General features: G+C 65.0%; 17 protein-coding genes and 4 pseudogenes. 15 read left to right on the plus strand and 6 right to left on the minus strand.

Going from position 1 to position 23,363, the window contains the following annotated elements; genetic code table 11:
• Positions 1-73 precede the first annotated feature (73 nt).
• Positions 74-988: a GntR family transcriptional regulator gene (locus LRS09_RS18425; protein ID WP_257810248.1), complete on the plus strand. Its 915-nt coding sequence runs from the start codon at positions 74-76 to the stop codon at positions 986-988.
• On the opposite strand, the gene LRS09_RS18430 is transcribed toward LRS09_RS18425, so the two are convergent.
• The 5 genes and pseudogenes from LRS09_RS18430 to LRS09_RS18450 form a co-directional block, all read right to left on the minus strand.
• On the minus strand, positions 980-1,930 hold the full coding sequence (locus tag LRS09_RS18430) for an ABC transporter permease (protein ID WP_257810249.1): 951 nt from the start codon (positions 1,928-1,930) through the stop codon (positions 980-982). The genes LRS09_RS18425 and LRS09_RS18430 overlap by 9 nt on opposite strands.
• 28 nt (positions 1,931-1,958) lie before the next feature.
• Positions 1,959-3,465: pseudogene (locus tag LRS09_RS18435) on the minus strand (sugar ABC transporter ATP-binding protein).
• A gap of 74 nt (positions 3,466-3,539) precedes the next feature.
• The gene (locus LRS09_RS18440; RefSeq protein ID WP_257808315.1) at positions 3,540-4,490 is read right to left on the minus strand and encodes a sugar-binding protein; all 951 of its coding nucleotides are present in this window, start codon (positions 4,488-4,490) and stop codon (positions 3,540-3,542) included.
• A gap of 115 nt (positions 4,491-4,605) precedes the next feature.
• Positions 4,606-5,598 (minus strand): substrate-binding domain-containing protein, encoded by a 993-nt coding sequence (locus LRS09_RS18445; protein WP_257808316.1) that lies wholly within the window; start codon positions 5,596-5,598, stop codon positions 4,606-4,608.
• Between the two features lie 54 nt (positions 5,599-5,652).
• On the minus strand, positions 5,653-6,627 hold the full coding sequence (locus LRS09_RS18450) for an NAD(P)-dependent oxidoreductase (protein ID WP_257808318.1): 975 nt from the start codon (positions 6,625-6,627) through the stop codon (positions 5,653-5,655).
• 144 nt (positions 6,628-6,771) lie between these two features.
• Between LRS09_RS18450 and LRS09_RS18455 the strand changes: the two are divergent.
• From LRS09_RS18455 to LRS09_RS18475, 5 genes and pseudogenes are all read left to right on the plus strand, one after another.
• Positions 6,772-7,514: pseudogene (locus LRS09_RS18455) on the plus strand (ATP-binding cassette domain-containing protein).
• Positions 7,515-7,539: 25 nt separating this feature from the next.
• Positions 7,540-8,619 carry an ABC transporter permease gene (locus tag LRS09_RS18460; protein ID WP_257808319.1) on the plus strand — a complete coding sequence of 360 codons (1,080 nt, stop codon included), beginning with the start codon at positions 7,540-7,542 and terminating at the stop codon, positions 8,617-8,619.
• A gap of 28 nt (positions 8,620-8,647) precedes the next feature.
• The gene (locus LRS09_RS18465) at positions 8,648-9,415 is read left to right on the plus strand and encodes a FadR/GntR family transcriptional regulator (protein ID WP_257808320.1); all 768 of its coding nucleotides are present in this window, start codon (positions 8,648-8,650) and stop codon (positions 9,413-9,415) included.
• A 40-nt stretch (positions 9,416-9,455) separates the two neighbouring features.
• A complete protein-coding gene (locus tag LRS09_RS18470; protein ID WP_257808321.1) occupies positions 9,456-10,490 on the plus strand; it encodes an aldo/keto reductase in 1,035 nt (344 codons plus the stop codon).
• A gap of 52 nt (positions 10,491-10,542) precedes the next feature.
• Positions 10,543-11,379, plus strand: a complete 837-nt coding sequence (locus LRS09_RS18475; protein ID WP_257808322.1) for an amidohydrolase — start codon at positions 10,543-10,545, stop codon at positions 11,377-11,379.
• 83 nt (positions 11,380-11,462) lie between these two features.
• On the opposite strand, the gene LRS09_RS18480 is transcribed toward LRS09_RS18475, so the two are convergent.
• Positions 11,463-12,614, minus strand: a complete 1,152-nt coding sequence (locus LRS09_RS18480) for a fumarylacetoacetate hydrolase family protein (RefSeq protein WP_257808323.1) — start codon at positions 12,612-12,614, stop codon at positions 11,463-11,465.
• A 291-nt stretch (positions 12,615-12,905) separates the two neighbouring features.
• Between LRS09_RS18480 and LRS09_RS18485 the strand changes: the two genes are divergently transcribed.
• From LRS09_RS18485 to LRS09_RS18525, 9 genes and pseudogenes are all read left to right on the plus strand, one after another.
• Positions 12,906-13,640, plus strand: a complete 735-nt coding sequence (locus LRS09_RS18485) for a FadR/GntR family transcriptional regulator (protein WP_257808324.1) — start codon at positions 12,906-12,908, stop codon at positions 13,638-13,640.
• A 98-nt stretch (positions 13,641-13,738) separates the two neighbouring features.
• The gene (locus LRS09_RS18490) at positions 13,739-14,875 is read left to right on the plus strand and encodes a sugar ABC transporter substrate-binding protein (RefSeq protein ID WP_257808325.1); all 1,137 of its coding nucleotides are present in this window, start codon (positions 13,739-13,741) and stop codon (positions 14,873-14,875) included.
• A gap of 68 nt (positions 14,876-14,943) precedes the next feature.
• Positions 14,944-16,467: a sugar ABC transporter ATP-binding protein gene (locus tag LRS09_RS18495; protein ID WP_257808326.1), complete on the plus strand. Its 1,524-nt coding sequence runs from the start codon at positions 14,944-14,946 to the stop codon at positions 16,465-16,467.
• Entirely contained in the window at positions 16,467-17,513 is a 1,047-nt protein-coding gene (locus tag LRS09_RS18500) for an ABC transporter permease (RefSeq protein ID WP_257808327.1), read from the plus strand. The genes LRS09_RS18495 and LRS09_RS18500 overlap by 1 nt, the downstream gene beginning before the upstream one ends.
• Positions 17,514-17,519: 6 nt before the next feature.
• A complete protein-coding gene (locus tag LRS09_RS18505) occupies positions 17,520-18,470 on the plus strand; it encodes an ABC transporter permease (protein WP_257808328.1) in 951 nt (316 codons plus the stop codon).
• Between the two features lie 300 nt (positions 18,471-18,770).
• Positions 18,771-18,971: pseudogene (locus LRS09_RS18510) on the plus strand (ABC transporter permease); the annotation flags it as partial.
• Positions 18,968-20,440 (plus strand): annotated as a pseudogene (locus LRS09_RS18515) (dipeptide ABC transporter ATP-binding protein); the annotation flags it as partial. The pseudogenes LRS09_RS18510 and LRS09_RS18515, both read left to right, overlap by 4 nt.
• Positions 20,441-20,533: 93 nt before the next feature.
• Entirely contained in the window at positions 20,534-22,645 is a 2,112-nt protein-coding gene (locus tag LRS09_RS18520; RefSeq protein ID WP_257810250.1) for a catalase, read from the plus strand.
• Positions 22,646-22,672: 27 nt separating this feature from the next.
• Complete coding sequence (locus LRS09_RS18525) at positions 22,673-23,182, plus strand: hypothetical protein (RefSeq protein WP_257808329.1); 510 nt, start codon at positions 22,673-22,675, stop codon at positions 23,180-23,182.
• Positions 23,183-23,363: the final 181 nt, after the last annotated feature.

Genomic DNA, 23,363 nt, shown 5'->3' on the forward strand with positions numbered 1-23,363 from the left:
CATTCAAAAGCGCTCGTCAAATTGTTTTTTATCGATTAAAAGTCATCTATCAGTCGCTGCGGAAGAGATGGATTTGAAGACGGACACCGTGTTCAAGCGCGCGTTCAACGACGCCATCGACCTCATGTCGCGCCTGGAGGACGGCGAGCCGCTGCCGTCGGAGAACACGCTGAGCATCCGCCTTGGGGTCAGCCGCACGACCGTGCGCAAGGTCATCGCATCGCTTAAGGCCAGCGGGGTGATCTCCGGCGCCGGACGGGAGCGCAACGTGCATCCCGCGAGCGAGGCGATGCACAGGTTTCCGCAGGACGAGACCGTGCCGATGGCCGCGCAGGTCGAGGAGCGCTTCATGGAATGGCTGCTGCGCGACAATGCGCGGCCGGGCACTGCGATCAACGAGCTCGATCTCGCCCGCAAGTTCGGTGTGGCGACGACCGGCATTCGCGAATTCCTGAACGGCTTCCAGCGCTTCGGGCTGATCGAGAAACGCCCAAATGCCGGATGGGTGTTCAAGGGCTTCACGGCGAGCTTCGCGCTGGAGCTTTTCGAGATCCGCGAGATGTTCGAACTGCGCTCGGCGCGCGCGCTGGCGGCGCTGCCCGAGAGCTCCCAGCACTGGCGCCAACTCGAGGCACTGCGGCAGGAGCATCTGGCGCTGCTCGCCGAGATCGAGACGCGCTACCATGACTTTTCCGATCTCGACAGCCGGTTTCACCGGCTGATCAGCACGGCCGCGCCGAACCGTTTCATCGACTCCTTCTACGACATCATCACGGTGATCTTTCACTACCACTACCAGTGGAACAAGCACGACGAGCGGCAGCGCAACGAGGTCGCGGTCCGGGAGCACCTGACCTATATCGAAGCACTGTTCAGCCGGAACATCAGCATGGTCGAACTGGCATGCAGGGCGCATCTGGCGTCGGCGCGCGACACCCTGCTGCGCTCGACATCCAGCCAGGAGCTGCTTGGCCGCGGTTCACCCTGACTGCGCCGTTCGTTTCGAGAACTGCTGATCGGCCAGCACCCCGATCAGGATCACCGAACCCATAACGGCGAAGTTGAGCGAGCTCGGTATGCCGAGCAGGTTGACGAGGTTCTGCAGCACCTGCAGCAGCACCGTTCCCAGCACGACGCCGAGGATCGACCCTTCGCCGCCCCTGAGCGAGCAGCCGCCCAGCACCGCCGCCGCGATCGCGTAGAGCTCGTAGAAATTGCCGTGCGACGAAGGCGAGATCGAACGCGTGTACATCGCGATGAACACCGCCGCGACGGCCGTCAGCGCGCAGCAGATTACATAGGCCGTGATCACGACGCGCGTGGTGTTGATGCCGCTGTAGCGCGCGGCCTCCTCGCTCTTGCCGACTGCGAAGAGATGCCGCCCGTAGACGGAACGGTGCAAAACGATGCCCATTACGAGGGTGATCAACAGGAAAGCGATAAGGCTGTGGGGGATGCCGTAAAGCCGCCCCGCGACCAGCCATTCCAGTGTGGGGAAACTGGCGCCGAAGGGGAAGCCCGCCGTCGCATCCTCAGTGTAGTAGCGCGCGATGCCGCGATAGATCAGGAGGCCGCACAAGGTCACGACGAAGGGCTGCAGCCCGACCCGGGCGACGAGGAAACCGTGCAGCAGGCCGATCAGGCAGCCGAGCGCCAGGACAACGAGGAAAACGAGACCGGGTGAAAGCGTGCCGGCCGCCACCAGATCGACGAACAGCACGCCGAGCAGCGCGATGATCGAGCCGACCGAAAGCTCGATGCCGCCGGAGATGATCACGAAGGCCTGCGCCACGGCGAAGATGCCGAATAGGCCGATCAGATTGGCCGTGTTCGACAGGTTGATCGGCGACAGGAAGCGCGGATTGATGATCGCCACCACCGTCCCCACGACGATAATGAGGATCAACAGCGACAGGTCTTTCCGGCTGATCATCGCTCCGTTCCCCCAGCAGTCCCCTTCATGCCGCCAAACGTCCCACCGCCAGTGAGAGGATAGCGCTCTCGCTCAGTTCGTCGCGGCCGAGAAATCCGGCGATGCGGCCTTCGTGCATCACCGCCACCCGGTCGCTGATGCCGATGACCTCCTCCATGTCCGACGAGATCATCAGGATGCCGACCCCACGGTCGGACAGCGCTCGCATGATCCCGTAGATCTCGTTCTTCGCGCCGACATCCACGCCGCGCGTCGGCTCGTCGAAAACGAGAATTTTCGGCGCCATCGACAGCCACTTCGCCAGCACGACCTTTTGCTGGTTGCCGCCCGATAGCGCGCCGGCTTTCACAGCAACCGTCGGTGTGCGGATGTCGAGACTGCGACGCTGTTGCTCGGCGTTTTCCTCCTCGGCCCGCCGGTCCACCAGTCCGAACCGCGAATGCGCGTCCATGCTGGCGAGCGTCACATTGCTGCGGATCGCGAAATCGAGAATGAGGCCGGAGCGCTTGCGGTCCTCCGGTATGAGGTAGAGCCCGTGGCCGATCGCGGCGCGCGGCGACGTGATCGCGGCGGCTGTGCCCGCGATGCGGATCTCGCCGCCCTTGAGCGGATCGAGGCCGAAGATGGCGCGGGCGAGTTCGGTGCGGCCGGAGCCGACGAGACCGGCGAGGCCAAGAATCTCGCCCTGCCGCACGTCGAGGCTGACCGGTTGTTCCGGCCGGTACGCGGTGCAGACGCCGTCAAGCTGCAACACCGCCTCGCCCGGCGGCCGAGCGGGCTGGCGGTAAAGTGTCTTCAGATCGCGCCCGATCATCATCCGGATCATCGTCTCGGCATGGATCGCCGTCTTGTCCAACTCGCCGACACATTTGCCATCGCGCAGCACCACCACCCGGTCCGCGGCCCGCTCAATCTCGGCCAGCCGATGCGAAATGAGCACCACCGACACGCCCTCGGACTTGAGCCGCGAGATCACGGCGAGCAGCCGCTCAGTCTCCGACGCCGTTAGGCTCGATGTCGGTTCGTCCATGATGATGAGGCGCGCGTTGAGGGACAGCGCCTTGGCTATCTCGACGAGCTGCATCTGCGCCAGCGAAAGGACGGCGATCGGTGTGTCGGCGGAAAAATCTGCGCCGAGTTGGCGCAGCAGCGGCTGCGCGCGACGGTTCAGTTCGCCGTCGTCGACGAGGCGCAGCGGGCCTCTCCGCCGAGGCTCGCGGCCGATAAAGATATTGGCAGCGACGGTCAGGTTCTCGAAGAGATTGAGTTCCTGGTGCACGAAGGCAATGCCGCCGCGCATCGATTCTGCCACCGTGAGGCGCGAAAGGCCCTGGCCGTCGAGTCTCGATCGTGCCCGAACTAGGTTCGGTGACGCCTCCAAGGATCTTCATCAGCGTCGACTTGCCGGCACCGTTCTCGCCGACGAGACCGACGACCTCTCCCTTGCAGATCGAGAAATTCACGTCGCTGAGCGCCCTCACGCCGGGGTAGCTCTTCGAGATGCCGACCACCTCCAGGTAAGGCTGTTGCATGTTGGGTCGCAATCTCCGTGCAGTCGCCAAACAGGCCGGCCGGGAGGCCGAACCGGCCTGTTCGCTCCAAGGCGTCAGCCGCCGATGCGCGACTTCAGCTCCGCCTCGAACGCGTCGACATTACCTTTGTCGATCATCTTCGTCGGCACGATGATCAGCTTGTTCTCGGGAACGACCGATTTGTCGCCCTCGAGATACTTCGCCATCAGCTTCATGCCCTGGTAGCCCCATTCATAAGGGTCCTGCACGACCGTGCCGGCGATGGTGCCTTCCCTGACGCCGCCGAGGGTGATCGGGTCCTCGTCGAAGGCCACGACCGTTACCTGGCCGAGCTTGCCGGACTCCTTCAGCACTTCATAGATGCGCGGCGGATTGTAGGAATAGAAGCCGACCATGCAGTCGATGTCGGGATTGGCGGCGAGCGCATCCTCGACATTGCGCTTGGCGCGCGTCATGTCGATGTCGTCGCCGCGCACGTCGATCAGCTCGACCTTCGAGCCTGCGATCGTCGCCTTCATGCCTTCGATGCGCTCGCGCGCATTGTCGGCGCCGGGCAGGCCAACGAAGCCGATGCACTTGCCGCCGTTCGGCAGCGCCTTCAGCGCGATCTCGCCCGCCTGCTTGCCGGCATCCACGTTGGACGAGCCGATATAGGCGATGCGGTTGGTGTCGGGCGCGTCCGAGTCAGTCGTGAACAGCGGCACCTGGCCGCCGACCCGGTTGAGCGCATCTGTCGAGGACTTCGGATCGACGGCGCTGACCATGATCGCCGAGACGCCTGCGGCCACCAGGTCGTCCATCAGCCGCTGCTGCACCGCGGCCGCCGCCTGTTCGGGATATTTGAACTGCAGGTCGTAGTTCGGCAATTCGCCCTGTGCCTTCTTCACGCCCGCTTCCGCGAGCTTCCAGAAGTCGGACGCGCCGTTGACGACGAAGGCCATCGCCTTCTTGTCTTGGGCAAGGCTTGTGGATGCCGTCAGCGCGGCGACGAGCGTCAGGGCGACGGTTGAAAATCGCAGTCTCATGTCACTCTCCTTCGGTTTCGAATGGACAAAGACAACCGCTCCGCGTCACGCATTCGGGCGGGGCGGACCGGTAGGTGGATGCCGCCAAGCAGGGAGCCTGGCGGCAGGGAGGGGATCAGCCGCCGATGCAGGTGGCGGCGGTCTCCTGCGTGCATTCGTCGAGACCGGTGAACATCGGATCCTCGACCTTCTCGCCCTTGATGAGCTGGATCAGCACGTCGGGCGCGCGCAGGCCCATCTCGAACGGCCGCTGGCCGACCTGCACATGGCTGTGCCCGGCCTTGAGCGCGTCCATCTGCGGCGGCAGCGTGTCGCCGGCGATAATGACGAGGTCCTTGCTCTTGAGCCGCGGCTCCAGCGCGGTCGTGGTCGCGGCGTAGGCTTCGGGGCCGAACTGGGCCCAGCCGCCGACCAGGATGAAGGCGTCGAGATCGGCATTGGCGCCGGTCACGTCGGCAAGCTGCTGGTTCGCTGTCGGGATGTCGTCGTTGGTGTAGAGCGGACAGCCGTCGATCTCGGTCCAGCCGCCCTCGCCCTTCAGGCGTTCGGTGCCCTTTGCGCCGCTGACGGTGTCGCGGAAGCCCGCGGCGCGCTCGTTGATGTTGGCGGCCGCGACGTTGCCGAGCTGCAGGCAGACCGTGCCGCCCTCGGGCTTCAGGGTCTTCAGGTGGCCGGCCATCTTGACGCCCATGTCGTAGTTGTAGGTGCCGAGATAGGTCTTGCGCAGCGCTGCGTCTTCGGGAAGCAGGTCGGCGTCGATCGTCATGATCGGGATCGTCGGAGCCTTCTCCTTCAGCATGGCGGCCATGGCGGGCGCATTCGACGGCGAGATCGCGATGCCGGCCACGTCCGGTCGGGCGATCAGGTCGGCGACGAGCTGCACTTCGCCCGCCTCGTCCGACGACAGCGCCGGGCCGGTATAGAGACATGTGTATTCAGACGTCGGGTTGTTCTCGTTCCACTTGGCGCAGCCATTGCCGAGCACGGTGAAGAACGGATTGTCGAGACCCTTGACCACCACGGCCAACGTCTTCTTCTCCTGCGTGATGGCCTGACCGGTGGTCATGGCAAGGACCGCGACCGCGGCCAGAAGCATTGTTTTTCTCATGTCATTCCTCCCTTGGCTTGATGAGACTTCGCGGGAACTTCCCGCTTCGCTTCCTCACCCCGGATACCAGACCCGCCGCGGCTCTTCGGCCGGCCGAACGTAGTCCCAGGCTGAATCGATCAATCGTCGAAGGTCATATGCCGGCCGCCAGCCGAGTTCGGCCTTGGCGCGGCTGTTGTCCAACCAGTTGCTGACATAAGATGCCCGGATCGGCGTCGCCGGCAGGCCGCGCGTCTCGGCGAGATGGGCGGCGACTGCGCCGTAGTCCACCGGCTCGTCCATCGCGATGTTGTAGAGACGCTGGCGTGCGACCGGCGCCGTCAGGGCCAGCACGATCGCCTCTACCAGGTCGTCGACATGCACGAAGTTGCGTTTCAGCGGCGTTCCATCCGCCTCCTGCAGCAGCGGCACCGCACCTTCGCGCAGCGAGCGTTCCGCGACGTCCGGCGGAACGAGCGTCTTCCAGTCCGGTCCGCCGAAGACGTCGTCGCCGAAGGACAGGCTGTAGCGGAAGTCGTCCTTCTCCATGATCCACGGCGCGCGCAGGCAGCACCAGTCGATGCCGTACTGGATGCCGTACTGCTCGACCATAACCTCCTCGATCACCTTGGACAGCGCATAGCAGCCCGGATAGGCCATGTGCGGCGCATCCTCGGTGATCGGGGCGGGGTGGCGATGGAAGAAATGCCCGACGGCTGCGTCGCCGCCGATCAGCACGAAGCGCTCTGCGTCCGGGCTCTGCCGGAACTCCTCAAGAAGCCAGAACAGGCCCTTGACGGTCACGTCCATGACCTCGTCCGGCGTCTCCTTGCAGGTGGCGAGATGGACAACGTGTGTGACCCCGCGCATGGCCTCGCGGCAGACCGTCCTATCGGAGATCGAGCCGACGACGACGGACAGCCCGTCCTCCTCCGTCAGCCTGCGGTTGTGGCAAAGCGCTCGAATGGCAGGCGCAGGCACCTCGCGCCTCAGCCGCGAGATGAAGGCGCGCCCAACCTTTCCGGTGGCTCCCGTGACCAGGATCAGCATGCGTTTCCTCCCGCACCCATAAAAGCGCAGCACCTGCCCATGCGTCAATATATTGTCGGATAAATCCGATAAATCTCTTTTCGACCTATTGACCGGGATAGGATTTGGCTTGCAAATGAGCGGGCGACGACGGCGGGTGAGGGCATGACGGCGCTGAGACTAACGAACATTTCCAAGCACTTCGGGGCGATCCACGCGCTCAACGACGTGTCGCTGTCACTCGAGCCGGCGGAGGTGCTGGGCCTCATGGGCGACAACGGGGCGGGCAAGTCCACCCTGGTCAAGATCATCGCCGGCAACTTTCCGGCGACCGCGGGGACGATCCATATCGAGGATCGCGAGGTCCACTTTTCCGAGCCGGTGGACGCGCGCCGCAACGGCGTCGAGATCGTCTACCAGGACCTGGCGCTGTGCAACAATCTGACGGCCGGCGCGAACGTCTTCCTCGGCCGGGAGTTGCGGAAGGGCTGGGGTCCGTTCAAGATCCTCGACTACAAGCAGATGTATGCGCGGGCGGGCGAACTCTTCGCCGAGCTGAAATCAGAGACGCGGGCGCGCGACCTCGTGCGCCAGATGTCCGGCGGCCAGAGACAGGCGGTGGCGATTGCGCGCGTACCCGCCTGTCGCAGCCCAAGATCGTCTTGATGGACGAACCGACCGCCGCGATCAGCGTGCGCCAGGTGGCGGAGGTGCTGAACCTGATCCGCCGGCTGCGCGACCACGGCATCGCCGTGATCCTGATCAGCCACCGCATGCCCGACGTGTTCGCGGTCGCTGATCGGGTCGCGGTGCTGCGACGCGGTCGCAAGGTCGCCGACAAGCCGATATCGGCCTCGTCGCCCGAAGAGGTCACGGGCCTCATCACCGGCGCGATCGAGACCGCCTGACCATCGCGAGGAGATGTCCGGACCCATGGCCGTCACGCTTCAGGACACGATCGACAAGCAGCAGCACGGCGCGATCGGCCATGTGCTGGCGAGCCAGACCTTCTGGGTTTTCCTCGCGGCGGTGCTGGCGTTTGGCTATCTGTCTTTAGCCACGACGTCCTTCGACACGCCGCAGAACCTGTTCAACGTGGCGCGCAACTGCGCCTTCGTCGGGATCATCGGGCTCGGCATGACGGCGGTCATCATCACCGGCGGCATCGACCTTTCGGTCGGCGCGGTGCTCTGCCTCGCCGGCATGGTCGCCGGCATGATGATGAGCTGGAACTACCCGATCTGGATCGCCGCGCCCTGCGCGCTCGCGGCCGCGCTCGCCTGCGGCTTCGTCAACGGTTTCCTGATCGCCCATATCGGCATGCCGCCCTTCGTCGTCACGCTGGCGATGATGTCGTTCGCGCGCAGCGTCGCGATGGTGCTTTCGGGCAATCAGATGGTTTACCAGTTCGGCGTCGACCACGCGAAGATGGTGGCGATCGGCGGCGGCTCGACGCGCGGCTGGTTCAACACGATGGCCGCGGCCGCGGGACCAGACACGGCTCTCGGCGGTTTTTTCGCCTGGCTCGGCCAGAACATATTCGTCCCCAACCCGGCGATCTTCCTCATCGTCTTCGCGCTCGCCTTCGGCTTCACCTTCCGCTGGACGCGCTGGGGGCGCCACATCTTCGCGATCGGCGGCAACGAGAAGGCCGCCACCCTGACCGGCGTGCCGGTCAAGCGCATCAAGGTCAGCGTTTACATGCTCTCTGCACTGATGGCGGGCATTGCCGGCATCCTGCAGGTCGGCTGGCTGGGCACGATCACCACGGGCATGGGCACCGGCATGGAACTCGTCGTCATCGCGGCGGTGGTCATCGGCGGCGCCAATCTCGCCGGCGGCGGCGGCACCGCCTTCGGGGCGGTGGTCGGCGCGGTGTTGATAGAGATGATCCGCAACTCGCTGACCCTTCTCGGAATCAATCCTTTCTGGCAGGGAGTGTTCGTGGGGTCCTTCATCATCACAGCCGTCGCGTTCGACCGGATCCGGGCGAGCCGAAATCCGGAGAGCTGACGCCGCCATGTCGGAAGCGGAACATTGAATGGCGACGAAGCCGCGCACCATCGGACGGGAGGCCCCGCGCATTGGGGGAACCTTCGTGCATTTCTCGGTGGCCAACGAGATTGGGCAACGGATCGTCCGGGGCGACTATCCGCCGGGCACGATCCTGCCCAACGAAGCCGAATGGTCGGCGATGTTCGGCGTCGGCCGCTCGGTCGTGCGCGAGGCGATCAAGATGCTGATGGCCAAGAACCTGCTCGCGTCGCGGCCGAAGATCGGCAGCTGGGTGGAGCCGCGGGAGCGTTGGAACCTGCTCGACCGCGAAGTGCTCACCTGGTACGCGGCGTCGCCTGAGCGCCGCACCTTCCTCAAGACCGTGCAGGAGTTCCGCTACATCATCGAGCCGGAAGCCGCCGCGCTCGCCTCCCAGCGGCGCAGCGAGACCCAGATGGAAGCGATCAGCAAGGCCTGCCACGAAATGGGCACGGCCCGGACACTGAGCGAGCGCACCGCTGCGGATACACGCTTTCATCTGGCAATCCTGCGCGCGGCCGGCAACGAACTGCTGCTGCCGCTGGGCGCCCTGATCGACTCGGCCCTGGAAGGGCTGTTCGTCTTCGTTACCCGCGAGGTCAACGACCTGCGCCATGCGCAGGACCTGCATGAGGAGATCGAACGCTGCATCCGCCTGCAGCGCCCTGAGGCGGCGCGCAAGGCCGTGAGGCGGCTGCTTGCCAATACGGATGCCGTCATCGCCACCCAGGATTCCGGAGGATCGGGCGTCCGCAGCGCCGTCGGCGCATCATGACTGCGGCAGCTCCGTGCAACAGCGTGAGTGGCAAGCCGGCATGAAGGCTTCCGACACTGTCGCCCTGCGCGCCACGCGCCCCGTTCCCCTGACGCGGATGGGGTTCGGCGGGGCGCCGCTCGGCAACCTTTATCGCAGGATCTCGGAAGACGATGCACAGGGTGCGCTGCAAGCGGCGTGGGCCGCCGGCATCCGCTACTTCGACACCGCCCCCCAATACGGCCTCGGCCGGTCCGAGCAGCGCTTCGGCGCCGCGATCCGGAGCTGGGACCGCCGGGCGCTGACGCTGTCCACCAAGATCGGGCGGCTTCTGGTCGACTGCGCGCCGGACGAGGTGACGCCCGAGGCCTTTGTCGACGTCCCACAGAAGCGCATCGTGTTCGACTATTCCTACGACGGCGTGATGCGCAGCCACGAGGCAAGCCTGCAAAGGCTCGGTGTCAATGCCGTCGACATCCTCCTGGTGCACGATGTCGACACGTTCTCGCAGGGCAGTGCGGACGCCGCCGACGCCCGCGTACGCGAATTGTTCGACCGAGGCGGCTATCGGGCCCTGATCGAGCTGCGCGATGCGGGCGTGGTCAAGGCAATCGGCGCCGGCGTGAACGAATGGCAGGTCTGCGAACAGTTGCTCGGCCTCGGCGACTTCGACTGCTTCCTGCTGGCCGGCCGCTACACGCTGCTCGAGCAGGAGGCGCTGGAGAGCTTTCTGCCGCTTTGCGTGCAGCGGGACGTCGGCATCATTCTGGGCGGCCCCTACAATTCCGGCATCCTCGCCACCGGAGCCGTGGATGGCGCGCGCTACAACTACGCGCCTGCGCCGCCGGAGGTCATGGAGCGCGTCCGGCGCATCGAGGCTGTGTGCGCCGCGCACGGCGTCAGACTGATCGAGGCGGCGCTGCAATTCGTCATGGGTCACCCCGCCGTCCGCACCGTCATCCCCGGCGCCGTCAGTGCGGCCGAGGTCGAGGCCAATGTCGAAATCTTCTCGCGTCCGCTGCCCGCCGCGCTCTGGTCCGACCTGAAGAGCGCCGGCCTGCTCAGAAGCGACGCGCCGGTGCCGGAGGAACACTGATGCGGCGCAGGCTTGCTCCGGCAGCGCCGGTGATCGCGCGGATGCTGGCCGGATGACCAGGAGGATCGATGCGCATCAGCATTTCTGGCGGCTGTCGCGCGGCGACTACGCTTGGCTGACGCCGGACCTCCACACCATCCATCGCGACTTCCTGCCCGAGGATATCAAGCCCCTCCTCCGGAGCAACGGGATCTCCGGCACCGTTCTGGTGCAGGCCGCGCCGACCGAGGCGGAAACGGAGTTTATGCTGTCGCTCGCCCGGGACCACGCCTTCATCGAGGCCGTGGTCGGCTGGGTGGATTTCGAGGCTGCCGACGCGCCGGCCCGCATCGCTAAGCTCGCCGCCGACCCAAAGCTCAAGGGCCTGCGCCCGATGATCCAGGACTTGCCCGACGACGACTGGATGCTGCGCCCCAGCCTGGCGCCTGCCTTTCGCGCGCTGATCGGGCAGGGGCTCGTCTTCGACGCCCTCGTCCTACCGCGCCACCTGACCAATCTCTCCGTCTTGCTCGCCCGCCATCCCGGTATGCGCACAATCATCGACCATTGCGCAAAGCCGGCGATCGCGGCCGGCGATATTGCTGGCTGGGCACACGACATGCGGCGGCTCGCTTCCGAGACCGAGGCGTTCTGCAAGCTCTCGGGCCTCGTGACGGAGGCGGATGCTGGATGGTCGGTCGAGACGCTGCGCCCTTGCGTCGATTTCGTGCTCGAGCATTTCGGACCCGACCGGCTGATCTGGGGCAGCGACTGGCCGGTCTGCCTGCTCGCCTCCGACTACGCGTCATGGCTGGAGGCGACCGATGTCTTGCTGGGAGGCTGCACGGACGGCGAGCGCGACGCGATCCTCGGCGGCAACGCGATCCGCGCCTACGGGCTGGCGAAGTAGAACCTTGAGCTGAACCGGTCCGTCCCGGTTCTCCCCGGAGCAACCGGCGCCTCGCAGCCACGCTCGAAATCGGGCGAGCCGCCCTAGATAAGTCCGCGGGCCGCGAGGTTGCGCATCAGAGCGCGAGTGCCGAAGTTCCACTCCGCGCACTCCGTCGACAGCCGGACCGTATTGCGCAAATGTCCGAGCCCGCGTGAGGCGATGGTGACAACGTCGCCGACCTTGTGGGTGAAGCCTTCGCCTGGCACGTCGCGGTCCTGAACGGGCGCAAACAGCGTTCCCAGGAACAGCATCAACCCGTCAGGATACTGGTGGTGCCTTCCGATGGTCTGGCGGACGAGATCCTCCGGATCGCGGCTGATCTCCTTCATCGAGGAATGGCCCTTGAGCGTGAAGCCGTCCTTGCCCTTCACTGTCAACTCGAGTTCGGCGGCGCGCACCGTATCGAGCGTGAAGGCGCCGTCGAAGAGGCGGATCATCGGCCCGATGGCGCAGCTTGCATTGTTATCCTTCGCCTTCGACAGCAGCAGGGCCGAGCGCCCTTCGACGTCGCGCAGGTTGACGTCATTGCCGAGCGTGGCGCCCACGATGCGGCCGCGCGACGAGACCGCCAGCACGATCTCCGGCTCCGGATTGTTCCACCTGGAGATCGGGTGCAGGCCGACATCCGCGCCGGGTCCGACCGAGGAGAGGACCTGCGCCTTGGAGAACACCTCGGCATCGGGGCCGATACCGACCTCGAGATACTGGCTCCAAAGCCCTTCGGCGATCAGCGCCCGCTTGACCCGTGCAGCTTCGTCGGAGCCTGCTCTCACGTTGCGCAGCGACCCGCCGATCGCCGCACCCACGCGCTCGCGCACGGCGCGCGCCTTTGCGGGGTCGCCGGCCGCCTTCTCCTCGATAACGCGTTCGACCATGGAGGAGGCAAAGGTGACGCCGCAGGCCTTCACGGCCTGCAGGTCGCAGGGCGCCAGAAAGTGCGGCCGGGTGGCGTCGCCGGGGGGATTGGCGGCAATCTCGGCCAGCGGTCCGACTGGCTGTCCGGGCGCATGCCGGACATAGTCACCCGGAGCCGCGTGTTCGCAGACGTCGGAAACCGTCGGCGCAGCGGAAGCCGTGATGTCTACCACCATCCCGTCGCGCAAGGTGACCACCGACGGTCCGTTGGCCTCCGGCGACCACACCCGCCCCAGGAAGACCCCGTCCCGATCTTCCCCACCCGCAAAGAAGCTCATCGCAATCCTTCCGCCTCGAACAATCAGGGACCGAGTCTCGCGCCGATGCACAAAACGAGCCGTTCTGGTTGGACAAATAGCGTTGCAGGCGACTGCCAGTCAATGAGGGCCGTCCCGCCGCGGGCTTGGCGCCGCGCTGTCCTATCTTCGACGCATGGAGTCGGGATACGCCCCAGATCGCGTGATCCCGCATGCGGGTGAGTTCCATGTTGACACGCATTTTCTACATCTTTACCAGTTCTGGTCCGACAAATAGGCGGGCATTGGCATGTTCGGGATGGGGCTTGGCGGATGACGGTGGCTGCGGCAACGGCGCAACCGCGGTCGGATGCCGTGCCGGTCGTAGGTTCGGCCGTCGACATCGTGGTCCGACAGATCCGCGCGCTGATCGCGGATGAGGGGTTGAAGGTCGGCGACAGCCTGCCGACCGAACGCGAACTCTGCGCCCGCTTCAGTGCCAGCCGCAACACCGTGCGCGAGGCGATGCGGATTCTGAAGGCCTACGGCATGGTCGAGGTCAGGCCGAAGGTCGGGGCAACGATCACAGACAACCGCATGTCGCGCGCCTTCGAGCTGTTCTCGTTCAATACGATGGAAGTGTCGCGCAAGACCTTTGCCGACGTGCAGGCCTTTCGCGATCTGATCGAGGTCGGCGCGGCCGATCGAATCATCGAGCGGCTGGGTGAGCGGGATGTCGCCGAACTGCATCGGATCAATGTACGCCTCTCCGGCATCCAGGACCTTCAGGAGGCGTCTGAGGTGGACTATTCCTTCCACCTGCGGCTGGTCTCCATACTCGGAAACGACGCGATCCTGGACGTCTATTCGGTAATGAAGCCGATCGTCCTGCGCATCATGCAGAAGGGTAAGACGAGACGCACCTTCAAGACGCAAACCTATGCCGAACATGAAGGCGTCGTTGACGCACTGGCCGCCCGCGACCTGCTCTCATTCCAGTACCGGCTGCGCAACCACCTGATGACCGGCTTCAAGTTCTTCAACGAGGAGATGGAGGCATCGGCCTGACGCATACCGGGCGGAGGAGGCCCGGGCACGAGCTGAGGCGAGCGGCGCCAGCCCGCCCAAGCATCCCCCAACTGGCGCGAACCATGGGAGGAACCAGTATGAAAAGACTTCTGCAGTTCACCGCCGCCATCGGAGCGCTCGCCCTCTCGGCGCAGCTCGCCCTCGCGGGACCCGCCGTAGTGTCTGGCCCCGGAGCCGACCCGGCCTGCTTCGCGCCCTGGTCGGCGGACACGAAATATATGCAGTGGGAGGCCAAGCCCGGCCCTTACAAGATCGCGATCGTCAACGGCTTCGTCGGCAACACCTGGCGCATCCAGATGATCAAGACCGCCAAGGCCTTTGCCGAGGATCCGGCCATCAAGGACAAGATCAAAGAGTTCAAGGTCGTCTCGACCGGCACCGACGCGCCGGCGCAGCTTGGAGCGATCGAGGACTTCATAAACCAGGGCTTCGACGCCATCGTCACCATCGCCGTGTCGCCGGACGGTTTCGACCGCGTCATCCGGCTGGCCGACAAGAACAATGTGGTGCTCGTGCCCTTCGACAACGTGCTCGACACCGACGCGGTCATGCAAGTGAACGAAGATCAGCTCGCGATGGGCAAGACCTGGGCGGAGTTCGTGCTGAAGGAACTCGCGGCTCAAGGCAAGACCTCCGGCAAGGTGCTCGAGGTCCGCGGCCTGCCGGGCAATTCGGTCGACCGCGACCGCTCGATCGGCATCAACGACACGCTGAAGGCGTCGGGCGGCACCTGGGAGGTCGTCCAGGTCGTCGGCAACTGGGACGACGGCACCGCGCAAAAGGTGACCGCCGATGCGATTGCCGTGCACGGCAAGTTCGACGCCATCCTGGCGCAGGGCGGCACGACAGGGGTCGTGCAGGCGATGATCGATGCCAAGCACCCGATGGTGCCGATCGCGGGCGAATCCGAGAACGGCTTCCGCAAGCTGGTCGCCAAGCACTCGGCGGAAGGGCTGAAGGGCATCTCCATCGGTCAATCGCCGGGCCTCGTCGCCATCGCCATGAAGGCGGCGGTCGCAGCGCTGGAGGGCCAGGTCATGCCGCAGCTCATCTCCGTGCCGCTGCCGGTCGCCACCTACGACCAGCTGAAGGACGGCGAGAACTTCTGGAGCGACCTGCCGGACAACTTCTTCACGGTGAACGAGTTCCCGCCCTGTGGCGTGAACGTCTCCGGCCCGGCGATCATGTCGAAGTCCGAAGAGGACGTGAAGTAGCGATAGCGTCATCTACGGCCCCGCCATTGCGGCGGGGCCGTTCCTTCCTCGCAAACCGTGACGCCCGCATGTCTGTTCCCATCATCGAATACCGCGGAATCTCGAAATACTTCGCCGGGGTGAGGGCGCTGGAGAAGGTCGATTTCTCCTGCCGTGCAGGCTCCATCCATGGCGTGCTCGGCGAGAACGGTGCCGGCAAGTCGACCCTCATCAAGATCATGGCCGGCGTGTTGCGCCCCGATGCCGGCGAGATCCTGCTGGACGGCCGTCCGGTTTCGTTTGCCGAGCCGCAGGCGGCGGCCGACGCCGGCATCGTCTGCATGTTCCAGGAATTGTCGCTGGTGCCGGACCTCTCCGTCGCCGACAACATCTCGATCGCGCGCCCGCCGCGCCGCTTCGGGCTGATCGACCGCCGCGCCCAGGCAGCGCGGGCGGAGGCGCTGCTGGCGCGGGTGCGTTGCGAGGACATCGACCCGAATGCGCTGGTGCGCGAGCTGTCGCTGTCGCGGCGCCAGATGGTCGAGATCGCCAAGGCACTCGGCCGCGACCCGAAGGTGCTGATCCTCGACGAGGCGACCTCGGCGCTGACAGCGCGCGACGTGCAGACCGTCTACGACCTGCTCGGCGAACTGAAGGCGCAGGGCGTCGCGACCCTGTTCATCTCGCACCGCATGCACGAGGTCGACCAGCTTTGCGATACGCTGTCGGTGTTCCGAAACGGCCGTCACATCGAGACCTTCGCCAAGGGCGACAAGAGCGAGCGCGACATCGTCCGGCTGATGATCGGTCGCGACGTCGAGGCCCAGTTCCCGCCCAAGCCGGCCCCGGTCCCGGCGGTGGAACGCGGCGCGCCGTTGCTGAGCATCCAGGGGCTCGCCTGGCAGAACCGGTTGAACGGCATCGACCTCGCGGTCCACGCCGGCGAGATCGTCGGGCTCGGCGGTCTCGACGGCCAAGGGCAGAAGGAGCTCTTGCTCGCGCTGTTCGGCGTGCTGCGCGATGTCGAGGGCACGGTCGTGATCGGCGGTAGGACGGGCGTGCCCCGCTCGCCGGCCGCCGCCAGGTCCGGCCGCACGCGGATCGCTCTGGTCCCCGAAGACCGCAAGACCGAGGGCCTGATGCTCGGCATGCCGATCGCCGACAACCTGCTGGCGTCGTCGTTCTCGCGCATCTCGCGAGGGCCGTTCCTCGATCCGGTGCTTGCGAAGCAGTCGATCGACGACGGTATTGAGCGGCTCAAGATCAAGGCCGGCTCGGCGTCCGACCCGGTGACGACGCTCTCGGGCGGCAACCAGCAGAAGGTCGTCATCGCCAAGTGGCTGATGATCGATCCCGACATCATCCTGCTCAACTACCCGACGCGCGGCATCGATGTCGGCACCAAGCAGGAGATCTACCGGCTGATGCGCGAGCTCGCCAATGCCGGCAAGGCGATCCTGTTCTATTCGTCTGACTATGCCGAGCTGATCGGCTGCTGCGACCGCGTCTCGGTGCTCTATGGCGGCCGTGTCGTCAGCGAGAAGGAAGGCGACCAGCTGACCGAGGAGGGGCTGATCGCCGCCTCGCTCAACATCGACGTCGAGGCTGCCTGATGCACCAGCCCGCTTGGAAGAGGTGGCTGCAGCAGAACCTCGGCTTCGCCTCCGCGCTCCTGCTGCTCGCGGTGATCTACCTCGTCTACAACATGCTGCATCCGCGCGGCTTTTCGTCCGCAGTCGCAGTCCAGAACGCCAACGAGACCGCGGCGATCGCCTTCGTCGCCATGGCGCAGACAATCCCCGTGCTGATGGGCGGGCTCGACCTGTCGATCGGGGCGGTGATGACGCTGACCAATTGCATCGCATCCGAATTGGTCAACGGCTCGCCCACCGAAATCGTCTTCGGCATGATCGTCACCCTTTTGTCGGGCACGGCCTTCGGCCTGGCAAACGGACTGATCGTGGTCTACGGACGCATCCAGCCGATCATCGCGACGCTGGCGACCGGCGCCATCGCCATTGGCCTGGCGCTCATCGTGCGGCCGAAGCCCGGCGGCGATGTCGACGGAGACCTCGGTTGGGCGCTCACCAATTCGGTCTGGGATTTCGCCGACACCTACGGGCTCGCCGATGGCGGCGACGCCTGGTGGCTGAGGCCCTTCGCCGACATTCCCGTGCCTCTGGTCGTCGTCCTGATGGTGACAGCCCTGGTGTGGGTGCCGTTCCGCCGCTCCGTCACCGGACGCACTGTCTATGCGATCGGCTCGGCGGAGGGGGCCGCCTTTATGTCGGGCCTGCCCATCGCGCGGGCCAAGATCGCGGCCTTTACCCTTGCCGGCTTCTTCGCCGCCTGCGGCGGGCTCTATCTCGCGATCCAGACCTCGTCGGGCAATGCTGATCTCCAGCAGGCCGGCGCCTACACGCTCAACTCCATCGCCGCCGTCGTGCTCGGCGGCACATCCCTGCTCGGCGGCATCGGCGGAGCGGTGGCGAGCCTCGTCGGCGCGGCCATCCTGCGCGTCATTTCCTTTTACTTCCGCATCCTTGACATCGACCCGCTGCTGCAGCCGCTGATCGAAGGCCTGGTCCTGTTGACTGCCGTGTCCTTCGGCGCGATCCGCACCTTGCGGGTCAAGAACAAACTCGATCTGTTCAGGTAGCCCGCCATGCGCCTTGCCGTCTCGCCGGAAAACAAGCCGATCCTCATCGCCTCCCTCTTCGTGGTGGCGATCCTCTTCGCCGGCACTGCCTACACTCTGTCGACCACCGGCACCGCGCCGCTTCTGTCGCCCGGCTATCTGCTTCAGCAGTTGCAGACCGGCTCCTTCCTTGGCATCTGTGCGGCCGGCATGATGATGGTCATCCTGCTCGGCCATATCGACCTGTCGGTGCCATGGACGCTAACCGCGGCGGCGATGACAGCGACGGCGGTCGGCGGCGATCTCGCGCTACCCACTGCGCTCGCCGTCGGGCTCTCTGTTGGCCTCCTCAACGGCTTCGGCGTTGCCTTCCTGCGCATCCCCTCGATGATCTTCACGCTCGGCGTCGACACCGTGCTGCGCGGGCTGATGGTCGCGCAGACCGGTGGCTTCGCGCCGCAGGACTCGGCGACGCCGCTGATGCTCTACCTCGCCAAGGAGCGCATTCTCGGCATTCCGGTGGCGATCTTCGTCTGGGTCGCGACCTCGATCGTGATCGCGGTGATCCTCAGCCGAACAGGTTTCGGCCGCTCGATCTATGCCACCGGCTCGCGCGAGGCAGCGGCCTTCCTGTCCGGCATCCGCACGCGCCTCGTCATCGTCGGCGCTTTCGTCGTCTCGGGCCTGTGCGCGGCGACGGCCGGCATCCTGCTCGCCGGCTATTCCGCCAAGGCCTACCAGGGCATGGGCAACAGCTTCCTCCTGCCGGCCATCGCGGCGGTCGTGCTGGGCGGCACCCACATCCTCGGCGGGCGCGGCCGCTATGCCGGAACGGTCGTCGGCGTCGTCCTCATCGTCCTGCTCAACTCGGTCCTCTCGATCATGCAGATGCCCGAAGCCGGCCGGCAGATCATCTATGGCGCCGTCATCATCGGCATGCTTCTCGTCTACGGCCGGAACCAGCGGGTGATCTCCTGAGCCGGTCTCCAGGATCATCGACGATCCTTTATGCTGCCAACCTTGGTGTTGCCCGCTCAAACAATCGCAGGAATCGGGTGTTGCGGGCCCCCGCAACCAAAGTTTCCTACGACAGCTGATGATTCGAAACCCCGACTTCCGAGAGGACGTCTAGGTTTGTCGTTTGCGGCAAACCGCAGGATCGCCGCCAAGTCGCCTCGCGACACGATCTGCAGTTCATTGCCCTTGGGGATGAGTTCGATCCAATCGACGAGGGAGCGGTAGGTCAGTGCTACCCGTGCCGTCGTCTTCTCTTTCTGGAGAGCACTCTCCTTCATGGGCCTCGGTGACCCGAACTACATGTCCTGGGGCTACATGATCGGCGCCGGCCGCACTGTAATCCGCCAAGCCTGGTGGATGAGCGTGTTTCCCGGCATAGCCATCCTTCTCACCGTCGTGGCGATCAACCTCGTCGGCGAGGCGCTGAACGATGCCCTCAATCCACGGATATCCCGGGAGTGACAAACGCCTTGCTAGCCATCGACAGTCTGGCCTTGGCGCTCCCCGAAGGCGCCGACAGGTCCTACGCGGTCGACGGGGTCAGCCTTTCTGTGGCGGCGAACGAGATCGTGTGCCTGGTGGGCGAGAGCGGCTCCGGCAAGTCGATGATCGCCCACACGATTCTGGGGCTGCTTCCGAACAAGGTGCGCGCCGAAGCCGGCGCCGTCCACTTCGGCGGTCGTGACCTCCTGCGCCTCTCCGCCCGGGAGATGCGTGCCTTGAGGGGCTCGGCAATCGCAATGATCTTCCAGGAGCCGCAGACCGCACTCAATCCGCTCAAGCCGGTCGGCGCCCAGGTAGCCGAGGCGATCCGCACCCATGACCCTGCCGCAAGCCGGCAGGCTGTCTCGACCCGGGTCCTGGAACTGTTCGAGCAGGTCGGCCTGCCCGATCCGTCGACACTGGCCTCCGCCTATGCGTTCCAGCTTTCGGGCGGGCAGCGCCAGCGCGTGATGATCGCGATGGCGTTGGCCAACAATCCGAGCCTGCTGATCGCCGACGAGCCAACCACCGCGCTCGACGTCACCACCCAGCGACAGATTCTCGACCTCATCCGGCGCCTCCAGGCCGAGCGCGGAATGGGCGTGCCGTTCATTACCCACGACATCGGGGTCGTAGCGGACATTGCCGACCGGGTTGTCGTCCTGCGCTACGGCCGCGTGGTCGAGCACGGACCGGCCGAGGCCGTTCTCAACAGCCCTCGCGAGCACTACACTAGGGAGTTGCTCGAATCCGTGCCGGGACGCGGCGCACTGCGCCGGGCGAAGGACGAGACGGCGCCGCTGATCGAAATCCACAAGCTCGAGAAGACCTTCGTCACCCGCCAGGGCTTTTTCTCGCCACCGCGCCGGGTTGTTGCCGCCGAAGCGCTGGACCTCGAACTCAGCCGCGGCCAAACGCTCGCGGTGGTCGGCGAGAGCGGTTCCGGCAAGTCGACCCTGGCGCGAATGATCCTGCGCCTGATTGAGGCCGACCGCGGCGATATCCTGTTCGAAGGAAAACCCGTGCGGAGCATGGGCCGCGAGGCGCTTCGCCAGTTCCGCCGCCACGCCCAGATCGTCTTCCAGGACCCCTATGCCTCGCTCGACCCGCGCATGAAGGTTGGCGAAAGTATCGCGCTCGGGCCGATGGTCCATGGCGCCTCCCGCGTGGAGGCACAGCGGCTGTCGCATGAATGGCTGGAGCGTGTGGGACTTTCCTCACAGGCGGCCGGCCGCTTTCCGCACGAGTTTTCGGGAGGGCAGCGACAGCGGATCTGCATCGCCCGCGCGCTTGCGTTGCGGCCGAGCCTGCTGATCGCTGACGAGGCCGTCTCGGCCCTGGATGTCTCCGTTCAGGCGCAGGTGCTCGGCCTGCTGGCGGAGCTGAAGGAAGAGATGAACCTCTCGATGCTTTTCATCACCCATGATCTGAGAGTTGCGCGCGAGATCGCCGTGGCGATCGTTCATGCGCAGGAACCGAAACGAACACCGCAGCATTGTGGGAAAACTGCCAAGCCGCACATCTTCCGGAAGGAAATCAGAATGGCCAAGAACGCTAGACAGTCGACGGACACGTCCGCGACGATCCACGATCAAAAGCTCGTGCGAGGGAACGGAGGCGAACTGCATCAGATCGCCGAAGGGGACACCGACGTCCTAACGACGGCCCAGGGAGGCCCGGTGGCCGACGACCAGAACACCCTGAAGGTTGGCCAGCGCGGGCCGACGCTGATCGAGGACTTTCATTTCCGCGAGAAGATCTTCCACTTCGACCACGAGCGCATCCCAGAACGTGTCGTCCACGCGCGCGGCTATGGCGCCCATGGGTTCTTCGAGACCTATGAATCCCTCGCCGCCTACACGCGCGCCGACATCTTCCAGAGGGCAGGCGAGAAGACGCCTGTCTTCGTGCGCTTCTCCACGGTGGCAGGCTCGAAGGGCTCGTTCGACCTGGCGCGCGACGTGCGCGGCTTTGCCGTCAAGTTCTACACGAAGGAAGGCAACTGGGACCTGGTCGGCAACAATATCCCGGTCTTCTTCATCCAGGACGCAATCAAGTTTCCGGACGTCATCCACTCGGTCAAGCCGGAGCCGGATCGCGCCTTTCCACAGGCTCAGTCCGCGCACGACAATTTCTGGGACTTCATCAGCCTGACGCCGGAATCGATGCACATGATCATGTGGGTCATGTCCGACCGGGCCATCCCGCGCTCGTTCCGATTCATGCAAGGCTTCGGCGTGCATACATTCCGGCTGGTCAACGCCAAGAACGAATCCACTTTCGTCAAGTTCATTTGGAAGCCGAAGCTCGGCATGCAGTCGGTGGTCTGGAACGAGGCCGTGAAGATCAATGGCGCAGACCCGGATTTTCACCGACGCGACCTCTGGAATGCCATTTCCTCGGGAGACTTCCCCGAATGGGAACTCAACCTGCAGCTCTTCGACCAGGACTTCGCCGACAGCTTCGACTTCGACGTTCTCGACCCGACCAAGCTCATCCCGGAAGAGATCCTCGCGCCCATCCCGGTCGGCCGTCTGGTGCTCGATCGGATGCCCGACAATTTCTTTGCCGAGACCGAGCAGGTTGCGTTCATGACGCAGAACGTGCCGCCCGGCATCGACTTCTCCAACGATCCGTTGCTCCAGGGCCGCAATTTCTCCTATCTCGACACGCAACTGAAGCGGCTCGGTAGTCCCAACTTTACCCACATCCCGATCAACGCGCCGAAATGCCCGTTCCATCATTTTCAGCAGGACGGGCACATGGCCATGCGCAATCCTGTCGGACGGGTGAACTACCAGCCGAACTCGTGGGGAGAGGGGCCAAGAGAAAGCCCGCTGAAGGGCTTTCCGACTTTCGCCAATCCCGAAGAGGGGCAGAAGGTTCGCCTTCGCCCAGAAAGCTTCGCCGATCACTACAGTCAGGCGCGGCAATTCTTCATCAGCCAGACCGCGACCGAGCAACGGCACATCGTGATGGCGCTGACCTTCGAGCTCAGCAAATGCGAGAACCCAATCATCCGGGAACGCATGGTTTCTCATCTGCTCAATATCGACGAGACGCTGGGTAGCGCGGTGGCCGACAGGCTGGGCATCAAGAAGCTGCCCAAGCCGGCCGACGCAGCGGTTCCGCCGCGTGACGATCTTCCGCCCTCGCCAGCCTTAAGCATCCTCGAGAACGGACCGGAGAGTTTCGCAGGCCGGAAGGTCGGCGTGCTCGTGAGTGCCGGCGCCGATGCGGCGTTGCTGAAGAAGCTGAGGTCGGCGATCGAGCAAGAGGGCGCGGTGATGGAGGTCGTTGCGCCGAAGGTCGGCGGCGTCGAGGCGGCGGACGGCAGCTGGATAGAAGGCAAGCACATGATCGACGGCGGACCGTCGGTCCTGTTCGACGCCGTGGCGCTGATCCTGTCGGAGGAAGGGGCCGAACGCCTAGCCGGCGAGGCCGCAGCGCGTGAGTTCGTCGCCGATGCCTTCGCCCACTGCAAATTCATCGGCTTCTCCGCCGGAGCCATTCCGCTGTTGCAACGGGCTGGCGTCGATCCGGAGGCCGACGAAGGCCTCATCGGTTTTGATGAACCGAAATCCGTGGCCGCGTTCATTCAATCCTGCCGCAAGCTCCGCCTCTGGAGCCGGGAAATGGCAGTCAAACTGTAGTTGGAGGGGAGTCACAGGGAGCCTCTCATGCAGATCATTCACACCGAAGTCGAACATGCCACTGCATCGACCGGGGAAGCTGTCCTGCGCGTGTTCTTTCGTGGCGAGGGTGGGGATTGCGTCACCGTCGACATGGCGCAGTCCGACCCAGGCAACGACGAGGCAGCACTTGAGCGAGCACGGGCGATCTTGGTCCAGACCGCCAGATTCGATCTCGCGGCAAATGACTACGATACCCAGAGCAACGGCAATTTCGACGAGGTCGCCGTCGCCGCTGCGAGTAACGAGAACGGCGAAATCTACATTTTCGAGTATCGTGACGGCGAGAGCAGCCGGCAGGTTCCCCCGTCCAGCATGCCGAGCTTCGAAGCGGCGCGCGAGGAGGCAGTTCGGTGCGCGATCGATCTCCTGGCCGACCTGCAACCGGGCACGGACGATCTCTCCGGCTGGCTGGTGCGTGTGCACAGCATGAACGGCGATCTGCTCTGCTCGATCGACGTGCAGGAGGCCGAAGCGGCCCGACAGGCGACGGAATGACGACGGAAGATCTCAACAAGAGCTGTCCCACCAGTCAGGAAACCTGCAGGCGCTCGACGATTAGGGCCGGGAGGTCGCCCATCCGCCGTGAGGGCGCGTTGCCGATATGAAGCGATCTTGAACATGGCTTGACCGCGCCCATATCGAGTGCGGCCGTCATCGCTGTCAGCGTCGGCCTTGA

This window comes from Mesorhizobium sp. J428, assembly GCF_024699925.1.
Taxonomy (GTDB): domain Bacteria; phylum Pseudomonadota; class Alphaproteobacteria; order Rhizobiales; family Rhizobiaceae; genus Mesorhizobium_A.

Excerpts from the sequence above, each read along its gene's own strand:
- LRS09_RS18440 (WP_257808315.1), bottom strand. The coding sequence starts at position 4,490 with ATGAGACTGCGATTTTCAACCGTCGCCCTGACGCTCGTCGCCGCGCTG.
- LRS09_RS18445 (WP_257808316.1), bottom strand. The coding sequence starts at position 5,598 with ATGAGAAAAACAATGCTTCTGGCCGCGGTCGCGGTCCTTGCCATGACC.
- LRS09_RS18450 (WP_257808318.1), bottom strand. The coding sequence starts at position 6,627 with ATGCTGATCCTGGTCACGGGAGCCACCGGAAAGGTTGGGCGCGCCTTC.
- LRS09_RS18460 (WP_257808319.1), top strand. The coding sequence starts at position 7,540 with ATGGCCGTCACGCTTCAGGACACGATCGACAAGCAGCAGCACGGCGCG.
- LRS09_RS18465 (WP_257808320.1), top strand. The coding sequence starts at position 8,648 with ATGGCGACGAAGCCGCGCACCATCGGACGGGAGGCCCCGCGCATTGGG.
- LRS09_RS18470 (WP_257808321.1), top strand. The coding sequence starts at position 9,456 with ATGAAGGCTTCCGACACTGTCGCCCTGCGCGCCACGCGCCCCGTTCCC.
- LRS09_RS18475 (WP_257808322.1), top strand. The coding sequence starts at position 10,543 with ATGACCAGGAGGATCGATGCGCATCAGCATTTCTGGCGGCTGTCGCGC.
- LRS09_RS18480 (WP_257808323.1), bottom strand. The coding sequence starts at position 12,614 with ATGAGCTTCTTTGCGGGTGGGGAAGATCGGGACGGGGTCTTCCTGGGG.
- LRS09_RS18485 (WP_257808324.1), top strand. The coding sequence starts at position 12,906 with ATGACGGTGGCTGCGGCAACGGCGCAACCGCGGTCGGATGCCGTGCCG.
- LRS09_RS18490 (WP_257808325.1), top strand. The coding sequence starts at position 13,739 with ATGAAAAGACTTCTGCAGTTCACCGCCGCCATCGGAGCGCTCGCCCTC.
- LRS09_RS18495 (WP_257808326.1), top strand. The coding sequence starts at position 14,944 with ATGTCTGTTCCCATCATCGAATACCGCGGAATCTCGAAATACTTCGCC.
- LRS09_RS18500 (WP_257808327.1), top strand. The coding sequence starts at position 16,467 with ATGCACCAGCCCGCTTGGAAGAGGTGGCTGCAGCAGAACCTCGGCTTC.
- LRS09_RS18505 (WP_257808328.1), top strand. The coding sequence starts at position 17,520 with ATGCGCCTTGCCGTCTCGCCGGAAAACAAGCCGATCCTCATCGCCTCC.
- LRS09_RS18520 (WP_257810250.1), top strand. The coding sequence starts at position 20,534 with ATGGCCAAGAACGCTAGACAGTCGACGGACACGTCCGCGACGATCCAC.
- LRS09_RS18525 (WP_257808329.1), top strand. The coding sequence starts at position 22,673 with ATGCAGATCATTCACACCGAAGTCGAACATGCCACTGCATCGACCGGG.